At 72.1% G+C, this 18730-nt stretch carries 14 protein-coding genes and 2 pseudogenes; 10 read left to right on the plus strand and 6 right to left on the minus strand.

Features of this window, described 5'->3' with window-relative positions:
* Positions 1-551: 551 nt before the first annotated feature.
* The 3 genes and pseudogenes from ACQPXD_RS33615 to ACQPXD_RS33625 form a co-directional block, all read right to left on the minus strand.
* Complete coding sequence (locus tag ACQPXD_RS33615) at positions 552-833, minus strand: hypothetical protein (protein ID WP_432844062.1); 282 nt, start codon at positions 831-833, stop codon at positions 552-554.
* 126 nt (positions 834-959) lie between these two features.
* Positions 960-1709, minus strand: a pseudogene (locus ACQPXD_RS33620) (AAA family ATPase); the annotation flags it as partial.
* Between the two features lie 249 nt (positions 1710-1958).
* A pseudogene (locus ACQPXD_RS33625) lies at positions 1959-3194 on the minus strand (Clp protease N-terminal domain-containing protein); the annotation flags it as partial.
* A 235-nt stretch (positions 3195-3429) separates the two neighbouring features.
* On the opposite strand from ACQPXD_RS33625, the gene pcaD reads away from it, so the two are divergent.
* Entirely contained in the window at positions 3430-4188 is a 759-nt protein-coding gene (gene pcaD, locus ACQPXD_RS33630) for a 3-oxoadipate enol-lactonase (RefSeq protein WP_432844064.1), read from the plus strand.
* On the opposite strand, the gene glgA is transcribed toward pcaD, so the two are convergent.
* Positions 4173-5354, minus strand: a complete 1182-nt coding sequence (gene glgA, locus ACQPXD_RS33635) for a glycogen synthase (protein WP_432825355.1) — start codon at positions 5352-5354, stop codon at positions 4173-4175. The two genes, pcaD and glgA, sit on opposite strands and share 16 nt — an antisense overlap.
* A 61-nt stretch (positions 5355-5415) precedes the next feature.
* Between glgA and glgC the strand changes: the two genes are divergently transcribed.
* From glgC to ACQPXD_RS33675, 8 genes are all read left to right on the plus strand, one after another.
* On the plus strand, positions 5416-6651 hold the full coding sequence (gene glgC / locus ACQPXD_RS33640; protein WP_432825356.1) for a glucose-1-phosphate adenylyltransferase: 1236 nt from the start codon (positions 5416-5418) through the stop codon (positions 6649-6651).
* Positions 6652-6712: 61 nt separating this feature from the next.
* Entirely contained in the window at positions 6713-8842 is a 2130-nt protein-coding gene (locus ACQPXD_RS33645; protein ID WP_432825357.1) for a maltotransferase domain-containing protein, read from the plus strand.
* A gap of 25 nt (positions 8843-8867) precedes the next feature.
* Positions 8868-10613, plus strand: coding sequence for a maltose alpha-D-glucosyltransferase (gene treS, locus ACQPXD_RS33650; protein WP_432825358.1), 1746 nt, complete (start codon positions 8868-8870; stop codon positions 10611-10613).
* A gap of 8 nt (positions 10614-10621) precedes the next feature.
* A complete protein-coding gene (locus ACQPXD_RS33655) occupies positions 10622-11956 on the plus strand; it encodes a maltokinase N-terminal cap-like domain-containing protein (RefSeq protein WP_432825359.1) in 1335 nt (444 codons plus the stop codon).
* 8 nt (positions 11957-11964) lie between these two features.
* Entirely contained in the window at positions 11965-14085 is a 2121-nt protein-coding gene (glgB, locus tag ACQPXD_RS33660; RefSeq protein ID WP_432825360.1) for a 1,4-alpha-glucan branching protein GlgB, read from the plus strand.
* Between the two features lie 10 nt (positions 14086-14095).
* A complete protein-coding gene (locus ACQPXD_RS33665; protein WP_432825361.1) occupies positions 14096-14533 on the plus strand; it encodes an SRPBCC family protein in 438 nt (145 codons plus the stop codon).
* 122 nt (positions 14534-14655) lie between these two features.
* Positions 14656-15201, plus strand: a complete 546-nt coding sequence (locus ACQPXD_RS33670; protein ID WP_432825362.1) for an RNA polymerase sigma factor — start codon at positions 14656-14658, stop codon at positions 15199-15201.
* Positions 15198-16100 carry a hypothetical protein gene (locus tag ACQPXD_RS33675; protein WP_432825363.1) on the plus strand — a complete coding sequence of 301 codons (903 nt, stop codon included), beginning with the start codon at positions 15198-15200 and terminating at the stop codon, positions 16098-16100. Before ACQPXD_RS33670 ends, ACQPXD_RS33675 begins: the two co-directional genes overlap by 4 nt.
* 576 nt (positions 16101-16676) lie before the next feature.
* On the opposite strand, the gene ACQPXD_RS33680 is transcribed toward ACQPXD_RS33675, so the two are convergent.
* Positions 16677-17315 carry an SMI1/KNR4 family protein gene (locus ACQPXD_RS33680; protein ID WP_432825364.1) on the minus strand — a complete coding sequence of 213 codons (639 nt, stop codon included), beginning with the start codon at positions 17313-17315 and terminating at the stop codon, positions 16677-16679.
* A gap of 101 nt (positions 17316-17416) precedes the next feature.
* On the opposite strand from ACQPXD_RS33680, the gene ACQPXD_RS33685 reads away from it, so the two are divergent.
* Positions 17417-18214, plus strand: a complete 798-nt coding sequence (locus tag ACQPXD_RS33685) for a hypothetical protein (RefSeq protein WP_432825365.1) — start codon at positions 17417-17419, stop codon at positions 18212-18214.
* On the opposite strand, the gene ACQPXD_RS33690 is transcribed toward ACQPXD_RS33685, so the two are convergent.
* Positions 18196-18726: a hypothetical protein gene (locus ACQPXD_RS33690; RefSeq protein WP_432825366.1), complete on the minus strand. Its 531-nt coding sequence runs from the start codon at positions 18724-18726 to the stop codon at positions 18196-18198. The two genes, ACQPXD_RS33685 and ACQPXD_RS33690, sit on opposite strands and share 19 nt — an antisense overlap.
* Positions 18727-18730 lie beyond the last annotated feature (4 nt).

Below are 18730 nucleotides of genomic sequence, written 5' to 3' on the forward strand. Positions count from 1 at the left end.
CACCGGCGCCGTGCCCTGAGCGCGCGACCTATGCCACCGGCACGCGCCCCCAGCCACCGCGCCGCGCCCCCCGCGCCCCCGCGCACCGCGCACCGCGCACCGAACCCGACGCCGGGCACCGGGCACCGGGCACCGGGCACCGGGCACCGTATGTCTCCGGGATCATGCGCTGCGCCACTTCGACACCACGGGTTTTTCATGATCGCGGAGACATACGGTACCTATAGGTACATTTTGACTCCACGATCACGGAAAACGGCCGTTACGTAAGTGGCTCAGTCATGATCACGGAACGTTATCGTCGCTGCGCCCCCGCGACATCGGAGCGCCGAGGGCATCCGGCGCGGTATCGCTTGGGCGCGGGGGTCACGTGGCGCTGGTCGGGCGCCGGGCGTCGCCCGCCGTCGGCCGCGACGGCGGTTGGCGCGTGGTGGCGCAGGCGGGCCGAGCATTGCACGGCGTCGATTGCGCGTCGGACGTCGGGGCGTGGGTGGCGTGAGGGTTGGGTGGGGTGGGGGTTTGAGTGGGGTGGGGGTTTGGGCGGTGGGTTGCTAGGCGACTGCGGCCGGTTTGGGGGTGGTTGGGCTCGGGTGGGCTGGTGCGGTGGTGAAGGTCAGGGCTGCGTCGGGGGTGGCGTCGATGGTCAGGGTGTCGCCTGGGGTCAGTGTTGCGGCCAGGAGGCGGGTGGAGAGTTCGTTTTCCAGCTCGCGCTGGATGGTTCGGCGTAGTGGGCGGGCGCCCAACTGAGGGTCCATGCCTGCGGTGGCCAGGTGGTGGCGGGCCTGGTGGGTGACGGTCAGGGCGATGCCGCGGGAATGCAGTTCGGCGGTCACTCGGGACAGGTGGCGGTCGACGATTTGCAGGAGGTGGGGCTCGGTCAGGGGGTGGAAGACCAGGACGTCGTCGATGCGGTTGAGGAACTCGGGGCGGAAGTGGCGGTGCAGGTCGCGGGCGTATTGGGGGGCCGCTGAAGCGGCCGCGTGCGCGGCGCTCCAAGCGCTCGAGGCAGCCGCGTGGCCGGGGCTCCAAGCGCTCGAGGCGGCCGCGTGGGTGGGGCTCCAGGCGCTCGAGGCAGCCGCCGCGGGGCTCCGGGCGCTCGAGGGTGTGGCGGTGAAGCCGGCCGGGGTGGTGGAGGTGCCCAGGTTTGTGGTCAGGATCAGGATCGTGTGGCGGAAGTCGGCGCGGCGGCCCTGGGCGTCGGTCAGGTGGCCGTCCTCCAGGATTTGGAGCAGGGCGTTAAAGACGTCCGGGTGGGCCTTTTCGATCTCGTCGAACAGGATGACGGAGAACGGGCGGCGGCGGACTCGTTCGGTCAACTGGCCGCCGTCGTCGTGGCCCACGTAGCCCGGTGGGGCGCCGATCAGGCGGGAGACCGTGTGGTGGTCGTGGTACTCCGACATGTCGAGTTGGATCAGGGCGTCCTCGGTGCCGAACAGGTGCTCGGCCAGGGCCTTGGCCAGGGAAGACTTTCCTACGCCCGAGGGGCCCGCGAAGATGAACGACGCGGTTGGGCGTTTGGGGTCGGACAGGCCGGCTCTGGTGCGGCGGATTGCCTGGGAGACCGCCGTCACGGCGTGGTCCTGGCCCACCACGCGGCGGTGCAGGGCCTCCTCCAAGGCCAGCAAGCGGGTCGCTTCGGCGGCGGACAGGGTGCCGACCGGAATGCCGGTCCATGCCGCCAGCACCTCCGCGATTCGGTCGCGGTCGACCACGGGGCGATCGAGCGGCAGCAATCCGGATGCATCGGATGAAACGGGATAGTTCGGCTGCCCAGCAACAGCCGGCGGGCGAGGGACGTCCGGCAGCCGGCGGACTTCAGACGGCACGGGAGTGGACGGCACGGGAGTGGACGGCACGGGAGTGGACGGCACGGGAGTGCGAAGCGAGGAAATGGGAGGCGAGGAGATGGGAAGCGAGGAAGTGGGAGTGGACGTGGGAAGGGCGGAAGCGGCGAAGGCTATGTGGGCGCGGGCGCCGGACTCGTCCAGCAGGTCGATGGCCTTGTCCGGGAGGCGGCGGTCCGGCAGGTAGCGGTCCGACAACGTGACGGCGGCGGTCAGGGCGGCGTCGGTGTAGGTCACGCCGTGGTGCTCCTCGTAGCCGGGGCGCAGGCCGCGGAGGATCGCGATCGACTCAGCCACGGTGGGCGGGGGGACCTCGACCTGCTGGAAGCGGCGCTCCAGGGCGCCGTCGCGGGAGATGTATCGCCGGTACTCCTCCGTGGTGGTGGCGCCGATCGTCTGCAGGCCGCCGCGGGCCAGCAGCGGCTTGAGCAAGGAGGCGGCGTCGATGGCGCCCTCGGCGGCGCCGGCGCCGACCAAGGTGTGGATCTCGTCGATGAAGATGATGACGTCGCCGCGGGTGCGGATCTCGCGGATGACCTTGCGGAGGCGCTCCTCGAAGTCGCCGCGGTAACGGGAGCCGGCGACCAGGGCGCCCAGGTCGAGCGAATACAGCTGGCGGGCGGCGAGCGCCGCTGGGACGGTGCCGGCGGCGATGCGCTGGGCCAGGCCCTCCACGACGGCGGTCTTGCCGACGCCGGGCTCGCCGGTGAGGATCGGGTTGTTCTTGCGGCGGCAGGTGAGGATCTGCACGACCCGCTCGATCTCGCGCTCGCGGCCGATCACCGGGTCGAGGGCGCCGTCGCGGGCGGCGGCGGTCAGGTTGTGGCCGAACTGCTCCAGCGTGGGGCTGTGAGCCGTGCCGGCCGGGTGCCCCTCAGGCGCGCCGGAGATGCCGGAGCCGGCCGGGTCGGTCACGGTGCCGGTCAGGCCGTCGGTGACCTGGGCGCGGATCGCGTTGGCCGGCACGCCGAGGCGGGCCAGGATCTGGGCGGCCACGCCCTCGCCCTCGCGGACCACGGCGAGCAGGACGTGCTCGGTGCCGATGTGGTTGTGGCCCAGGCGGAGCGCCTCGCGCAACGCCAGCTCCATGACCTTCTTGGCGCGCGGAGTGAACGGGATGTTGCCCACCGGCGCCCGGGTGCCGGTGCCGACGATCTCCTCGACCTGGGCCTGGACGGCCTCCCGGGAGACGCCGAGGGCGCCCAGCGCGGCCGCGGCCAGGCCATCGCCCTCCTGCAGCAGGCCGAGCAGCAGGTGCTCGGTGCCGACGTAGCTGTGGTTGAGGGTGCGGGAGGCCTCCTGGGCCAGGACGAAGACCCGGCGGGCACTGTCGGTGAAGCGCTCGAACATCGTCATCGACGCCTTCCGGCGGATGCGACGCCTGAGCAACCGCACCCGCCCTCGTGGTGAAGGGAGGATGCGCTGAGTCGAAGCCTCTTGGCCACAGCGACGCCGCAACGAAACGAACGGCGCCGCAGGAGCGGCTCGGGCAGGCGCGCTGCCCGAGATCCACCATATATCGCATCGGGGTGGCCACCGTTCCGCTGAGAGCGAAGCGGGGTGATACAAGAATGCGGTGACGGCAATGACGCTGTTCCAGCGGACCACGGGTCCCCTCGGCGCGCCCTTCCTGCTGCTCGGCGGGTCGCTGGGCAGCAACCTGGACATGTGGCGGCCGCAGCTGCCGCGCTTCGGCGACGGGCTGCGGGTGGTGCGCTTCGACCACCGCGGGCACGGCGGCTCGCCGGTGCCGCCCGGGCCCTACTCGATCGAGGACCTCGGCCGCGACACGCTGGCGCTGCTGGACCGGCTCGGGATCGAGAAGGCGTCGTACTGCGGGCTGTCCCTCGGCGGCATGGTCGGCATATGGCTGGCCGCGCACGCCCCGGAGCGCGTCGAGCGGCTCGTGCTCATCTGCACCAGCGCCTACCTGCCGCCGGCCGACAGCTGGCTGGCCCGGGCCCGGCAGGTGCGGGCCGGCGGGATGGCCCCGGTCGCCGACGCGGTGCTGGGGCGCTGGTTCACGCCGCGGTTCCGGGCGGCGTTACCGGCCCGGGTCGCGCCCTACCGGGCGATGATCGCCGCCTGCCCGGCCGAGGGCTACGCGGCCGGCTGCGAGGCGATCGCCGCCATGGACCAGCGCGCCGACCTGGCCCGCATCGCCGCGCCGACCCTGGTCATCGCGGGGGCGGACGACCCGGCCGCGCCCGCGGAGCACGGTGAACGCCTCCATGCGGGCATCCGGGGCAGCCGCCTGGTGGTGGTACCGAATGCGGCACATCTCGCCAACGTCGAGCAACCGGACGTCGTGGGCCGGCTGATCATGGATCATGTCACGGACTGATAGATCGCCACGGTACGGTCGGCGACGGCGGCCCAGGAGAAGTGCTCCACGGCCCGGCGCCGCCCGGCCCGGCCCAGCTCGGCGGCCCGGGCCGGATCCTCCAGCAGGGCGGTCATCGCGCCGGCCAGGTCGGCGACGAACCTCGCCTCGTCCAGCGGGGTGCCGGAGCCGTCGGTGAGCTGCTCGATCGGGACCAGCAGGCCGGTCTCCCGGTCGGCGACCACCTCGGGGATGCCGCCGGTCGCGGTCGCCACGACCGCGGTCCGGCAGGCCATCGCCTCCAGGTTGACGATGCCCATCGGCTCGTAGATCGACGGGCAGACGAACAGCGTGGCGTGGGTGAGGACCTGGATGACCTCGCGTTTGGGCAGCATCTCCTGGACCCAGACCACGCCGGAGCGGGTGGCCCGCAGCTCGCCGGCCAGCGCGGTGACCTCGGCGGCGATCTCGGGGGTGTCGGGTGCGCCGGCGAGCAGCACCAGCTGGGTGTCGGGCGGCAGGCCGCGGGCGGCGCGCAGCAGATACGGCAGGCCCTTCTGCCGCGTGATCCGCCCGACGTAGACGACGCTGGGCCGGTCCGGGTCGATGCCGAGGCGCTGCAGGACGTCGGTCCCGGGGTCGGGCGAATACTGCTCCGTGTCGATGCCGTTGTAGACGACGTGCACCTTGTCCGGATCGACGGACGGATAGGCCCGCAGCACGTCGGCCTTCATGCCGGCGGAGACGGCGATGACCGCGTCGGCGGCCTCGATCGCCGTGCGCTCGCACCACGAGGACAGCGCGTAGCCGCCGCCGAGCTGCTCGGCCTTCCACGGGCGCAGCGGCTCCAGGCTGTGGCTGGTCACCACGTGCGGGACGCCGTAGAGCAACTTGGCGGTGTGGCCGGCGAGGTTGGCGTACCACGTGTGACTGTGCACGACGTCCGTCCCCGAGCAGCCGGCGGCCATCTCCAGGTCGACGCCCATCGTGCGCAGCGCCGCGTTGGCGCCGGCCAGCCCGGGCGGGTCCGGATAGCCGGTGACCCCGGGCTCGTCGCGAGGCCCCCCGAAGCAGTGCACGCGCACGTCGACCAGGGCCCGAAGCTCCCGGGCCAGGTACTCCAGGTGCACGCCCGCGCCGCCGTACACATCCGGCGGGTACTCTCGACTGAGCAGGTCTACTCGCACGTCCCAACCCTAATTGCCGTTCGTCTGGCGCAACACGCCGGACACGTTTAGCGTCTGCGCCATGGCTGCCAAGAAGGTCCTCGCGATCGTCCTCGCCGGAGGCGAGGGCAAGCGGCTCATGCCCTTGACCACCGACCGGGCGAAGCCGGCGGTGCCGTTCGGCGGCATCTACCGGCTGATCGACTTCGTGCTGTCCAACCTGGCCAACGGCGGCTATCTGAAGATGGTCGTGCTGACCCAGTACAAGTCGCACTCGCTGGACCGGCACGTGACGAAGACCTGGCGGATGTCCACGCTGCTCGGCAACTACGTGACGCCGGTCCCCGCGCAGCAGCGCCTCGGGCCGCGCTGGTTCGCCGGCTCCGCGGACGCCATCTACCAGAGCCTCAACCTGATCAACGACGAGCGGCCGGACTACGTCATCGTGTTCGGCGCCGACCACATCTACCGCATGGACCCCGAGCAGATGGTCCGCCAGCACATCGAGTCGGGGGCGGGTGCGACGGTGGCCGGCATCCGCCAGCCGCTGGCCCTCGCCGACCAGTTCGGGGTGATCGAGGTCGGCGACGACGGGCAGCAGATCAGTGCCTTCCGGGAGAAGCCGAAGGACGCCAAGGGCCTGCCGGACGCCCCCGGCGAGATCTTCGCCTCGATGGGCAACTACGTGTTCACCGCCGACGCGCTCATCGACGCCGTGACCCGCGACGCGCAGGACGCTGCCAGCAAGCACGACATGGGCGGCAACATCATTCCGTACTTCGTGGAGAAGAACGACGCCGCCGTGTACGACTTCGCGAAGAACGTGGTGCCGGGCAGCTCCGAACGCGACCGCGGCTACTGGCGCGACGTAGGGACGCTCGACTCCTACTACGAGGCGAACATGGACCTCATCGCCGTGCAGCCGGTCTTCAACCTGTACAACTTCGAATGGCCGATCTTCACCGGCAACAGCCCCTGGCCGCCGGCCAAGTTCGTGCACGGCTGGGGCGAGCGGGTCGGCCGGGCGGTCGGCTCGATGATCTCCCCCGGCGCGGTCATCTCCGGCTCGCTGGTGGAGAACTCGGTGGTGTCGCCGAACGTCAAGGTGCACTCCTGGGCCCACGTCGAGGGCTCGGTGCTCATGGAGGGCGTCGACATCGGGCGGCACGCCGTGGTGCGCAACGCCATCCTGGACAAGAACGTGATCGTCCCCGAGGGTGCCGAGATCGGCGTCGACCTCGAGCGTGACCGGCGCCGCTTCACCGTGTCCGACGCCGGCGTGGTCGTCGTCGGCAAGGGCCAGCGCGTCGAGCCCTGAGCAGTCCGGAACTACCCAAAAGGCCCTGATCGGGCAACGCGGATTCGATACGGTGAGGATCATGGGTAACCCCGTGGAGCAGCACGCCCCCGAAGCCCTGAAGACCGAGATCGCCACCACGGCGCAGACCGAGACGGAGCTGGCACTGGCCGCGGACCCGGTGGAACCCCAGGAGAGCCCCGACTCGCCGGCGGCGGCGTTCAGCGCCCCGGCGGACGGTGTCGGCCAGCGGTTCCCGATCGAGAGCGTGACCCCGCAGATCGAGGGCGGCCGCTTCCCGGCCAAGGCGGTCGCCGGCGAGCTGGTGCCGGTCTCCGCCGTGTCCTACCGCGAGGGCCACGCGATGATGGGCGCCAACGTGGTGCTCACCGGCCCCGACGGGCGGGAGGGGCCGTTCAACCGGCTGCGCCCGGGCCCGCCCGGCACCGACCGCTGGTTCGGCGAGATCCGGCCGGACGCGGTCGGCGCGTGGACGTTCGCCGTCGAGGCGTTCAGCGACCCGTACCTGACCTGGCACAGCGCCGTGTCGAAGAAGATCGCGGCCGGGCAGGGGCTGGAGGACCTGGCCAACGACCTCACCGAGGGCGCGGCGCTGCTGCGGGACGCGGCGGCCGGGGTACCGGACGATGACGAGCGCCGGCGCGTGCTCGGCGCGGCCGGGGCCCTCGCGGACGCCGCCATCCCGCTGTTCGCCCGGGTGTCGCCGGCGCTGGGGCTGACCGACGTGCTGTGGCGGCACCCGCTGCGCCAGCAGGTGACCCGCGGCGAGGCGCTGCCGCTGTGGTGCGACCGGGAGCGGGCGCTGTTCTCCGCCTGGTACGAGTTCTTCCCCCGCTCCGAGGGCGCGGTCGTCGACGAGAACGGCCGGCCGGTCAAGCACGGCACGTTCGCGTCCGCCGCGCCGCGCCTGGCCCAGGTCGCCGAGATGGGCTTCGACGTGGTGTACCTCCCGCCGATCCACCCGATCGGCCGGGTCAACCGCAAGGGCCCGAACAACACGCTGGTCGCCGGCCCCGACGACGTCGGCTCGCCGTGGGCGATCGGCGCCGCCGAGGGCGGCCACGACGCCATCCACCCGGAGCTGGGCACGCTGGAGGACTTCCGGGCGTTCGTCGCCGAGGGCCGCCGGGTCGGCGTGGAGATCGCGCTGGACCTGGCGCTGCAGTGCGCGCCGGACCATCCGTGGGTCACCGAGCACCCGGAGTGGTTCACCACCCGCGCCGACGGCAGCATCGCCTACGCCGAGAACCCGCCCAAGAAGTACCAGGACATCTATCCGCTGAACTTCGACAACGACCCCGAGGGCATCCGGGCCGAGGTGCTGCGGATCGTGCTGCACTGGGTGGCTCAGGGCGTCAAGGCGTTCCGGGTGGACAACCCGCACACCAAGCCGGTCGGCTTCTGGCACTGGCTGATCGGCGAGGTCAAGGCGGTCGACCCCGACGTGCTGTTCCTGGCCGAGGCGTTCACCCGCCCGGCGATGATGCACGGGCTGGCCAAGGCCGGCTTCACCCAGTCGTACACCTACTTCACCTGGCGCGTGCAGGGCTGGGAACTGCGCGAATACGTGCAGGAGCTGATCGCCGCGGCCGACTACATGCGGCCCAACTTCTGGCCCAACACCCCGGACATCCTGCCCGAGCACCTGCAGCACGGCGGCCCGCCGATGTTCAAGATCCGCGCGGTGCTGGCGTCGATGCTCAGCCCGTCCTGGGGCATGTACGCGGGCTACGAGCTCTACGAGCACCTGCCGCGGCCGGGCTCCGAGGAATACCTGGACAACGAGAAGTACCAGTTGCGCCCCCGCGACTGGGCCGCGGCGGAGGCGGCCGGCGAGTCGCTCGCCCCGCTCCTGCGCAAGCTCAACACCACGCGGCGCGAGCACCCGGCGCTGCAGCGGCTGCGCAACACGGTCTTCCACGGCATCGACAACGAACAGATCCTGTGCTTCTCCAAGCGCGACCCGCAGACCGACGACACCGTGCTGGTGGTGGTGTCGCTGGATTCGCACAACGTGCAGTGGGGTAACACGACGCTGGACATGCCCGCGCTGGGTTTCGACTGGCACGAGCGGTTCACGGTGCGCGACGAGATCACCGGTGCGATGTTCGACTGGGGACAGCACAACGCGGTACGGCTCGACCCCTACTACGAGCCGGCTCACGTGTTCACGGTGCATCGCCACCGGTGAGGCAAGGCAGGCAGGTGGGTAGAGCATGAGCGAAACGGTCCAGCCGGCGGGTGCCGAGCACGCAGCCGTCGAGCACCCGTCCTCGAGCGACTTCGGCCAGGCCCGGGTACTACCCGCGGAGGAGCGCTGGTTCCAGCGGGCCGTGTTCTACGAGGTGCTGGTGCGCGCGTTCGCCGACTCCAACGCCGACGGCTCGGGCGACCTGAAGGGCCTCATCGGCCAGCTGGACTATCTGCAGTGGCTCGGCGTCGACTGCCTGTGGCTGCCGCCGTTCTACGACTCCCCGCTGCGTGACGGGGGGTACGACATCCGGGACTTCTACAAGGTGCTGCCCGACTTCGGCACGGTCGAGGACTTCGTCGACCTGCTCGACGCGGCACACAAGCGCGGCATCCGGGTGATCACGGACCTGGTCATGAACCACACCTCCGACTCGCACCTGTGGTTCCAGGAGTCGCGGCGGGATCCGGCCGGGCCGTACGGCGACTACTACGTGTGGTCCGACAGCGACAAGGCCTACGCCGACGCGCGGGTCATCTTCGTCGACACCGAGGAGTCGAACTGGACCTTCGACCCGGTGCGGCGGCAGTTCTACTGGCACCGGTTCTTCTCCCACCAGCCGGACCTCAACTACGCCAACCCCGAGGTCCAGCGCGAGATGATCGATGTGCTGCGGTTCTGGCTGGACCTGGGCATCGACGGGTTCCGGCTGGACGCGGTGCCGTACCTCTTTGAGTCCGAGGGCACCAACTGCGAGAACCTGCCGGAGACGCACGAGTTCCTGCGCCGCTGCCGCAAGGTGATCGACGACGAGTTCCCGGGCCGGGTCCTGCTCGCCGAGGCCAACCAGTGGCCGGCCGACGTGGTGGAGTACTTCGGCGACGGCGACGAGTGCCACATGGCCTTCCACTTCCCGCTCATGCCGCGCATCTTCATGGCGGTCCGCCGCGAGTCGCGCTTCCCGATCTCGGAGATCCTGGCGCACACCCCGCAGATCCCGGCGAACTGCCAGTGGGGCATCTTCCTGCGCAACCACGACGAGCTGACCCTGGAGATGGTCACCGACGAGGAGCGCGACTACATGTACGCGGAGTACGCCAAGGACCCGCGTATGCGCGCCAACGTCGGCATCCGCCGCCGGCTCGCCCCGCTGCTGGAGAACGACCGCAACCAGATCGAGCTGTTCACCGCGTTACTGCTGTCGCTGCCCGGCTCGCCGGTGCTGTACTACGGCGACGAGATCGGCATGGGCGACAACATCTGGCTCGGCGACCGCGACGGGGTGCGCACCCCGATGCAGTGGACGCCGGACCGCAACGCCGGCTTCTCCCAGTCCAACCCCGGCCGGCTGTATCTGCCGGTCATCCAGGACCATGTGTACGGGTACCAGTCGGTCAACGTGGAGGCGCAGAAGGAGAGCTCCACGTCGGTGCTCAACTGGACCCGCACGATGCTGCAGGTGCGCCGCCGGCACGAGGCGTTCGCCGCCGGCGAGCTGCGCGAGCTGGGCGGTTCCAACCCGTCGATCCTGGCGTTCGTGCGCGTCCACGAAGAGGACGTGGTGCTGTGCGTGAACAACCTGTCCCGCTTCCCGCAGCCGATCGAGCTCAACCTGCAGCAGTGGGCGGGGTACACCCCGATCGAGCTGACCGGGCACGTGCAGTTCCCCGCCATCGGCCAGCTGCCCTACCTGCTGACCCTGCCGGGGCACGGTTTCTACTGGTTCCAGCTGAGCGGATCCCAGCCTGGCGGGCAACCAGAGCAGAGCTGAGGAGTGCCATGACGTCCCTGCCGTTCACCGAGTGGCTGCCGCATCAGCGGTGGTACGCGGGGCGCACCCGCGCCCTGACCCACGTCGAGCCGGCGGCGGTGACGCACCTGCCCGACAACCTGGACCACGTGCTGCTCGACGCGCACTACGCCGACGGCGGCACCGAGCGGTACCAGGTCTTCGTCGGCTGGAACCTCAACATCGCCGCCGAGCTGTCGGCGGCGGCGCTGATCGGCGCCGACGGGGACGGGGCCGCCTCCGACGCGCTCTACGACGAGCACTCCGCGCAGCGGCTGCTGGCGCTGATCGACACCGGCGCCGTCGTCGACGGGGTGCGGTTCTCCCCCGAGCCGGGGGTGGCGCTGCCGGTCGACGCGCCGGCCCGCATCAGCGGAGCGGAGCAGAGCAACACCAGCGTGGTGTTCGACACCTCGGCGATCCTCAAGGTGTTCCGCCGGATCCACGCCGGCATCAACGCCGACCTGGAGCTCAACCGGGTGCTGGCCCGGGCCGGCTGCCCCAACGTGGCCCGCCTGCTCGGCGCCGTGGAGAGCGAGACGCCGGACGGGGAGCACCTGGACCTGGCGATGGTGACCGAGTACGCGCAGAACTCGGCCGAGGGCTGGGCGATGGCCGCCACCAGCGCCCGGGACCTGTTCGCCGAGCACGACCTCAACCCCGACGAGGTCGGCGGGGACCTCGCCGCGGAGTCGGCGCGGCTGGGCGAGGCGGTCGCGCAGGTGCACCGCACGCTCGCCGCCGAGCTCGGCACGCAGACCGCCGCCGCGCCCGTGGCCGCCATGCTCGGCCGGCTCGACGCGGCGGTCGCCACCGTTCCCGAGCTGGCGGAGGCATCGGACGGGATCGCCGCGGTGTTCCGCGCGGCCGGCGACGAACCGATCCAGAGCCAGCGCATCCACGGCGACCTGCACCTCGGCCAGGTGCTGCGCACCCCGGAGGCGTGGCTGCTGATCGACTTCGAGGGCGAGCCCGGCGCGCCCTTCGAGGACCGGCGCAAGCCCGATTCGGTACTGCGGGACGTCGCCGGCATGCTGCGCTCCTACGAGTACGCCGCCTACCAGCTGCTGCTCGATCAGGACGACGCGGACCTGGCCCGGCGGGCCCGGCAGTGGGCGGAGCGTAACCGGGACGCCTTCTGCGAGGGCTATGCTGCGGCCGCCGGTTACGACCCGCGGAAGGACCCGGCGCTGCTGCGGGCGTATGAGCTGGACAAGGCGGTCTACGAGGCCACGTACGAGGCGCGCTACCGGCCGGGCTGGCTGCGGATCCCCCTGCAGTCGATCGAGCGCATCGTGAACGGTTCGGACCTGACGACAAGGTGAGCAGCCACATGAATCTCGACGACCTCATCGCCGGTCGGTCACACGACCCGCACGGCATCCTGGGTGCCCATCCGCAGCCGCGGAAGGACACCGACACCACCCTCATCCGGGTGCTGCGCCGCGGCGCGCGCGAGGTGGCGGCGGTGGCCGGGGGCGAGCGCCACCCGATGACCCAGGTGCACGGTGACGGCGTGTTCGAGGTCGAGGTGCCCGGCATCGTCACCGACTACCGCGTCGACGCCGACGGGACCCTCACCGACGACCCCTACCGGCACCTGCCCACCCTCGGCGACCTGGACCTGCACCTCATCCGGGAGGGCCGGCACGAGCGGCTGTGGACCGTCCTGGGCGCGCAGGTGCGCGCCGACGGCGTCGCCTTCGCCGTGTGGGCGCCCAACGCCCGCGGGGTGCGGGTGGTCGGCGACTTCACCGGCTGGGGCGCGCACGACGGCTGGCCGATGCGGTCGCTGGGCGGCAGCGGCGTCTGGGAGCTGTACGTGCCGGGGGCCAAGGCCGGGCAGAAGTACAAGTTCCGCCTCCTGACTCCGGACAACGACTGGGTGGAGAAGGCCGATCCGCTCGCCCAGCACACCGAGAAGCCGCCGGCGACCGCCAGCGTGATCTACGCCTCCGGCCACGACTGGAAGGACGCGGACTGGATCGCCGCCCGGGCCGACCGGCGGCCGCACGAGGAGCCGATGAGCATCTACGAGGTGCACCTCGGCTCGTGGCGGCCCGGACTGTCCTATGTGGAGCTGGCCGACCAGCTGACCGAGTACGTCACCGAGCTCGGCTTCACCCACGTGGAGTTCCTGCCGGTCATGGAGCACCCGTTCGGCGGCTCGTGGGGCTACCAGGTCACCGGCTACTACGCCCCGACCGCGCGCTTCGGCTCCCCCGACGAGTTCCGCTACCTGGTCGACCGGCTCCACCAGGCCGACATCGGGGTGATCCTGGACTGGGTGCCGGCCCACTTCCCCAAGGACTCCTGGGCCCTGGCCCGCTTCGACGGCACGCCGCTCTACGAGCACGGCGACTGGCGCCGCGGCGAGCACCCCGACTGGGGCACGCTCATCTTCGACTTCGGCCGCAAGGAGGTGCGCAACTTCCTGGTGGCCAACGCGCTCTACTGGTGCGACGAGTTCCACGCCGACGCGCTGCGGGTCGACGCCGTCGCCTCGATGCTGTATCTGGACTACTCGCGCGAGCAGGGCGAGTGGACGCCGAACCAGTACGGCGGCCGGGAGAACCTCGACGCGATCTCCTTCCTGCAGGAGGCCAACGCCACCGTCTACAAGTACCACCCCGGCATCATGATGATCGCCGAGGAGTCCACCGCCTGGCTGGGCGTGACCCGCCCCACCGACTCCGGCGGCCTGGGCTTCGGCTTCAAGTGGAACATGGGCTGGATGCACGACACGCTCACCTACGTGGGCAAGGATCCCATTTATCGCCAGTACCACCACAACCAGATGACGTTCGCCACGGTGTACGCCTGGAGCGAGAACTACGTCCTGCCGATCAGCCACGACGAGGTCGTGCACGGCAAGGGCTCGCTGGTCGGCAAGATGCCCGGCGACCTGTGGAAGAAGGTGGCCAACGCCCGCGCGCTGCTGGGCTACATGTGGTCGTTCCCCGGCAAGCAGCTGCTGTTCATGGGCTGCGAGCTCGGCGACGAGCAGGAGTGGAGCGAGGAGCGCGGGCTGAACTGGGGCCTGCTGGAGGACCCGTTCCGCTCCGGGCTGCAGCGGCTGGTCCACGACCTCAACGCGGTCTACCGGCGCACCCCGGCCCTGTGGAGCCAGGACACCACGCCGGACGGGTTCCGCTGGATCAACAACGAGGACTCCGGCGGCAACGTGTTCTCGTACCTGCGCTGGGGTGCCGACGGCTCGGTGGTCGCGGTGGTGGTCAACTTCAACAGCCACCCGCACGAGGGTTATCGGATCGGCCTGCCCTTCACCGGCCGCTGGTCGGAGGTCGTCAACACCGACGCCGAGGTCTACGGCGGCTCGGGCGTGGGCAACTTCGGCACGGTCGAGGCGGTCGGCGAGGGTTACAACGGCCTGCCCGCCTCCGCGGTGCTGCGGGTCCCCCCGCTCGGCGCCCTCTGGCTCCGCCTCGGCTAGCTTCTTCGGCATGACCGTGCGGTTTCGCGACACGATCACGATCGCCGCTCCGGCGGCCGTGGCCGGCGACGTCATGAAGGCGGTCCGGGAGTGGCCCTCCTGGACCGCCTCCGTGTCCACCGTGGACCGCCCGGCGACCGGCCCGCTCACCCCGGGCGAGACGATCGTCGTCACCCAGCCGAAGCTGCGCCCCGCGACCTGGACCGTCACCCGGGTCGACGCCAACGGCTTCGAGTGGACCTCGGCCTCCACCCCCGGCGTGCGCAACGTGGCCGGCCACTGGGCCATCGACAACGGCGACGGCACCTGCACCGCGGAGCTGACCCTGTCCTTCGCCGGCCCCCTCGCCCGCGTCGTGACCCTGTTCTACGCCGGCCTGATCCGCCGCTACATCCGCACCGAGGCCGAGGGCCTGCGCCGGGCCGCCGAGGCCCGCGCCGCCGGTTGAGCTTCTTCGACGGTGTCCCGGCCGACCTGGCGCTGAGCCCGCCGCCGGGCATTTACCGATTGGCCGGTGCGCGCCGGGAACAGGGGGCCCGGGTGCGGGCAGTCATCGGTATGTTGCACACCATGGCCGACCCGCCGCGGCGGCCGCCCGACGTGGCGGACCTGTTCGACCGCTACGGGGGCGAGCTGTATCGCTACTGCGCCGCCCGGGTCGGCCCGGTGGTCGCGGAGGACATCGTGGCCGACACGTTCCTGGTCGCGCACCGGCGGCGGGACCGGCTGGCGGAGGGGCCGGAGCGCGCGTGGCTGTACGGGGTCGCGACGAACCTGGTGCGCCGGCACCACCGTAGCGAGACGCGTGCGCTGCGGGCGCTCGCCCGGACCGGCGAGGACCCGTTCCTGGCCGACATCGCCGAGCGGGCGGTCGACCGCGCCGACGCGGCGGTGCTCCAGCGCCGCCTGGCCGCGGCCCTGGCGGCCCTGCCGGCCCGGCAGCGCGACGTGCTGCTGCTGTTCGCGCTCGCCGACCTCGACTACGACACGATCGGCCGCACGCTGGGCATCCCGCTCGGCTCGGTGCAGTCGTCGCTGCACCGGGCGCGCGCCAAGGTCCGCGCCGCCCTGGCCGACGTCCGGGCGGATCTTCCGGGGACGGAGGCACAGCGATGAGCGACGATCTGCGCGCCGTGCGGGACTTCATGAACGGGCGGGTGGCCACGGTACCGTCGCCGCGGCTGCGGAACCGGGTGCTCGCCGGCCCTCGGCCCCGCCGGCGGTGGTACCTCTGGGCGGTCCCGCTCACCGCCGCCGCGGTCGCCCTCGCCACGATCGCCGCCGTGGGGCTGCTCGCCCGGCACGACGAACCGCCGCCGGCCGGCTTCACCCGCGGACCGGAGCTCGACGTCGCCGCGGTCTTCGCCGAGCTGGAGGCGGCGGCGCCGAAGACGCGGGTGCCGCGCCTGCCCGCCGGCGGCTACCTGTACTCCCGGCGGGAGACGGTGGACGAGCCCGGCCCTCGGGTGTTCGAGTACTGGGAGGAGCTCAACGGCCTCGTCCCGGTCAAGCAGCGCGTGGACGGCCAGGATGTCGACAGCCGGCCCAGCATTGCCGAGATCGCCCGGTCCGCGCGCGAGCGGCTGGCCCAGGAGGGGCCGGACCTGCTGCACCCCACGCCGGCGTGGCTGGCCGCCCTGCCCACGGACCCGGACCGGCTGGTCGCGGTGCTGCGGGCCGGCGTCCCGGAGTCCGACCCGACGGCCTCCCGGTGCGCCGCCGTGTTCTCCCTCGCGGATCCGCTGCTGCCGGGGCCGCTCCGGCTCGCGCTGCTCAAGATCCTCGCGGCCACCCCCGGCGTGCGCGCGAGCGAGGTCACGATCGGCGGCAAGCGGCAGTACGCCGTGCGCTATGCCGGCGTCAGCGGCCCCACGGAACTGTTCTTCGACCCCGCGACCGCGCACGCCGTCGGCTACGCGGCGCTGCTCTCGCAGTCGGATCCCGGGCCGTCGGCGGGGCCGCAGCCCGACAGCGTGCGCCTGTGGACGTTCAAGGTCGTGTCGAAGCTGCCCTGATCAACCGTGTTCGTCCGCTGTCGCCGGGTGGCGTGGCCAGACCGTGACCGCGCCGACCTGGTCGCGGATGGCGATGTCGAGGTCGGTGGCGGTCGGGTGGTGTCCGGCCTGCGGGTCCCAACGCGCTGGACGGGGCGCGGTCGGCGAGCACGTCCCACCCGCCGGGCGCCGGGCCGCCACGAAGCACGGCGCAGTGACCGGAAGTCTCCGCGATCATGCACAACCCGGTGTCGACACCAACGGTTTTTCATGATCACGGAGTGGTGATGTACCCCTGTGTACCGAAAGGTTCCGGGATCATGGCAAACCCGTGGTGCGGCCACCGCACGCTCACAGATCACGGAGACATACGGCCGCCTCCGCCCCGGCGCAGGTCGCATGGTGCGCCCGGCGGGTGCGACAGCCGCACCGTCCGCCCTGCCGCGCCGCCCCGGGGTCGGCGCCGATGATCGCCGTGCCCCCGACCGGCGGCCATCGACGGCCCTGCTCGCGGCGGCCGCCCGGCATGGACCACCACGAGCAGGCGCTGCGTGCCGCGGCGGACCTCCGCCGCGGCCCCGAGCCGGTGGAGCGCCCTCATTCCGTAAGGCGGTCGAGCCATTCCAGCTCCCCGGCGTTGTCCACGGCCGCCCAGACGCGGGTGTCGTGGGTGAAGCCGAGGGCCCGGCGCCGGTCGGTGTAGTCGGCCAGGGCGGGTCCGCCTGACTCCAGGGCGCCGGCGATGTCGGCGAGCATCACGGCGACGCTGCGCCAGCGCGGTGCGTCCAGGAAGCCCTGCTCGTGGTCCCACTCGCTGACGCAGCCGTGCCACGGGCCCGGCCGGAGGTCGACGAAGAGGACCTGGCCGCAGTTGTCCGTGGAGATCGGTACGAAGGCCGGTTGGTACCCATGGCTGAAGCGGCCGGCCTCGGCGTCGTGGGGCTGGGCGGCGGTGGACGAGATGGCCAGCCGGGACCGGAGCTCCGCGGGGACCGCGGCGGTGGTCAGCGGCGTGTGGAGGGCCGGGATCAGCGCCTCGACCGTCCCCGGCGGGAAACCGTCGGTGCAGGCCCACCAGGCGCGCAGGTCGGCCGGCAGCGGGGTACCGACGTCACGTTCGACGGCGTCGACCGCCGCGGCGCCGGCCGGACCGCGGATCAGCGCCGCGGTGGCCGGCGCGTGGCCGTGCAACCACCGGGTGATCCGCTGCCACGTGTGGCCGACCGGGTCGCGCATGTCCCCATCATGCGACGGCGGCGGGGTAATGCTGGGATTACCCGGAAGTCTCGCTCCAGCGTCATGGTTCGCGCCGGCCGGCGGCGCCAGGCTCTGGGCCTATGAAATCAACCCGTGCGCTCGCCGCCATCGCCGCAGCGCTCGTCGTCGCCTTCGTCGTCGCACCGGGGCCGCTGGCGGCGATCCCCGCCACCGGCGACCTCGCCGATGAGCGGCGGCTCAACGCCGCCTTCCGCAAGGGCTTCGTCGAGTACTGGAACTCCGGCGGCGACCGGTTCCCCGCGGACCTGCAGCGGGTCGTCGACTACTGGCTTCGCTACCACGTGGTCAAGGCCGCGATCAGCGCGATCCTGCTGATCGTCCTGATCGCGCTGATCGTCCGGCTGTGCCGGGCCTTCCTGGGCGCCGGCGGGGCGGGCCGGCGGGTCGCCCTCGCGGCGGCGGGCGGCGCGGTCACGATGCTCGCGGTGCTGTCGCTGGTCACGGCGATGGCCAACGCCCACGGCGCGGTGGCGCCCTTCGCGTCGCTGGGGCCGATGCTGATGGACGGGCCGGCCGACGGAGCGCTCGCCGGCACGCTGGCGCAGATCAGGGACCAGCTGGCGGGCGGCGGGACCGAGCCGGCCCTCACGGCGATGATCGACGACTTCGCGGTGTACCACCTGGCCCTGGCCGTGATCGCGACGATCGTGGCGGTCGCCCTCGCCGGCCTGAGCGTGGTGCTGTGGCGGAGGTTCGCCGGCGCCGCGAAGGCCGGCGGGGCCCGGGCGGTGTTCGGGTCCTACGGCGTGCTGTCGGCGGTGCTGGCGCTGGCCGTGACGGTCGTCGCGCTGGCGAACGCGAGCACCGCGGCCGACCCGGCGCCGGCGCTGCTGGCCTTCTACGACGGCGGATGGTGATCCCCCGGCAGCGTCATCGGTTCGAGGGTGTACCCGTCCAGCGGCTCCGTGTGGGCGGGCGCGGGGCGGTGGGAGCTCGCCGCGTGCGAGTGCACGCGGGCGCCGGACGGCCCGCGGCGGGAGATGACCGGGAACGGCACCAGGCGGACCGGGGCCGGCGGCGCGGTCAGGCGGCCGGCGCCCCAGCGGACCCACAGCGCCACCCGGCCCGCGGCGGCCTCGGCGGCCAGCTTGTCCAGGGTGCGGCGGCGGTCGGCGTGGTCGATCTCGACCACGACCGGGGCGAGGCCGGGGCGGGCGATGCCGACGTCGACGACGGAGAACTGCGCCTCATACGGCGCCGGCAGCGGCACCACGCTCGCCGCCCGGCGGTAGGCCCGCCAGCCCGAACCGACCGCCCAGTCGACGACGGCGGCGATGAGCAGCTCGGTGACGTCGTCGGTGCCGCGGTCGGCGAACGCGAGCCGGTCCAGGTGCGCGCCGAGGGCCGCGGCGAGGTGTTCGCCATCCATGCCG

It is taken from the genome of Dactylosporangium sp. CA-092794 (assembly GCF_050948465.1).
In the GTDB taxonomy this organism is placed as follows: Bacteria; Actinomycetota; Actinomycetes; order Mycobacteriales; family Micromonosporaceae; genus Dactylosporangium.

Bases quoted from the DNA above. Each gene is read 5' to 3' on its own strand.
- pcaD (WP_432844064.1), top strand. From the start codon at position 3,430: ATGACGCTGTTCCAGCGGACCACGGGTCCCCTCGGCGCGCCCTTCCTG.
- glgC (WP_432825356.1), top strand. From the start codon at position 5,416: ATGGCTGCCAAGAAGGTCCTCGCGATCGTCCTCGCCGGAGGCGAGGGC.
- ACQPXD_RS33645 (WP_432825357.1), top strand. From the start codon at position 6,713: ATGGGTAACCCCGTGGAGCAGCACGCCCCCGAAGCCCTGAAGACCGAG.
- treS (WP_432825358.1), top strand. From the start codon at position 8,868: ATGAGCGAAACGGTCCAGCCGGCGGGTGCCGAGCACGCAGCCGTCGAG.
- ACQPXD_RS33655 (WP_432825359.1), top strand. From the start codon at position 10,622: ATGACGTCCCTGCCGTTCACCGAGTGGCTGCCGCATCAGCGGTGGTAC.
- glgB (WP_432825360.1), top strand. From the start codon at position 11,965: ATGAATCTCGACGACCTCATCGCCGGTCGGTCACACGACCCGCACGGC.
- ACQPXD_RS33665 (WP_432825361.1), top strand. From the start codon at position 14,096: ATGACCGTGCGGTTTCGCGACACGATCACGATCGCCGCTCCGGCGGCC.
- ACQPXD_RS33670 (WP_432825362.1), top strand. From the start codon at position 14,656: ATGGCCGACCCGCCGCGGCGGCCGCCCGACGTGGCGGACCTGTTCGAC.
- ACQPXD_RS33675 (WP_432825363.1), top strand. From the start codon at position 15,198: ATGAGCGACGATCTGCGCGCCGTGCGGGACTTCATGAACGGGCGGGTG.
- ACQPXD_RS33680 (WP_432825364.1), bottom strand. From the start codon at position 17,315: ATGCGCGACCCGGTCGGCCACACGTGGCAGCGGATCACCCGGTGGTTG.
- ACQPXD_RS33685 (WP_432825365.1), top strand. From the start codon at position 17,417: ATGAAATCAACCCGTGCGCTCGCCGCCATCGCCGCAGCGCTCGTCGTC.
- ACQPXD_RS33690 (WP_432825366.1), bottom strand. From the start codon at position 18,726: ATGGATGGCGAACACCTCGCCGCGGCCCTCGGCGCGCACCTGGACCGG.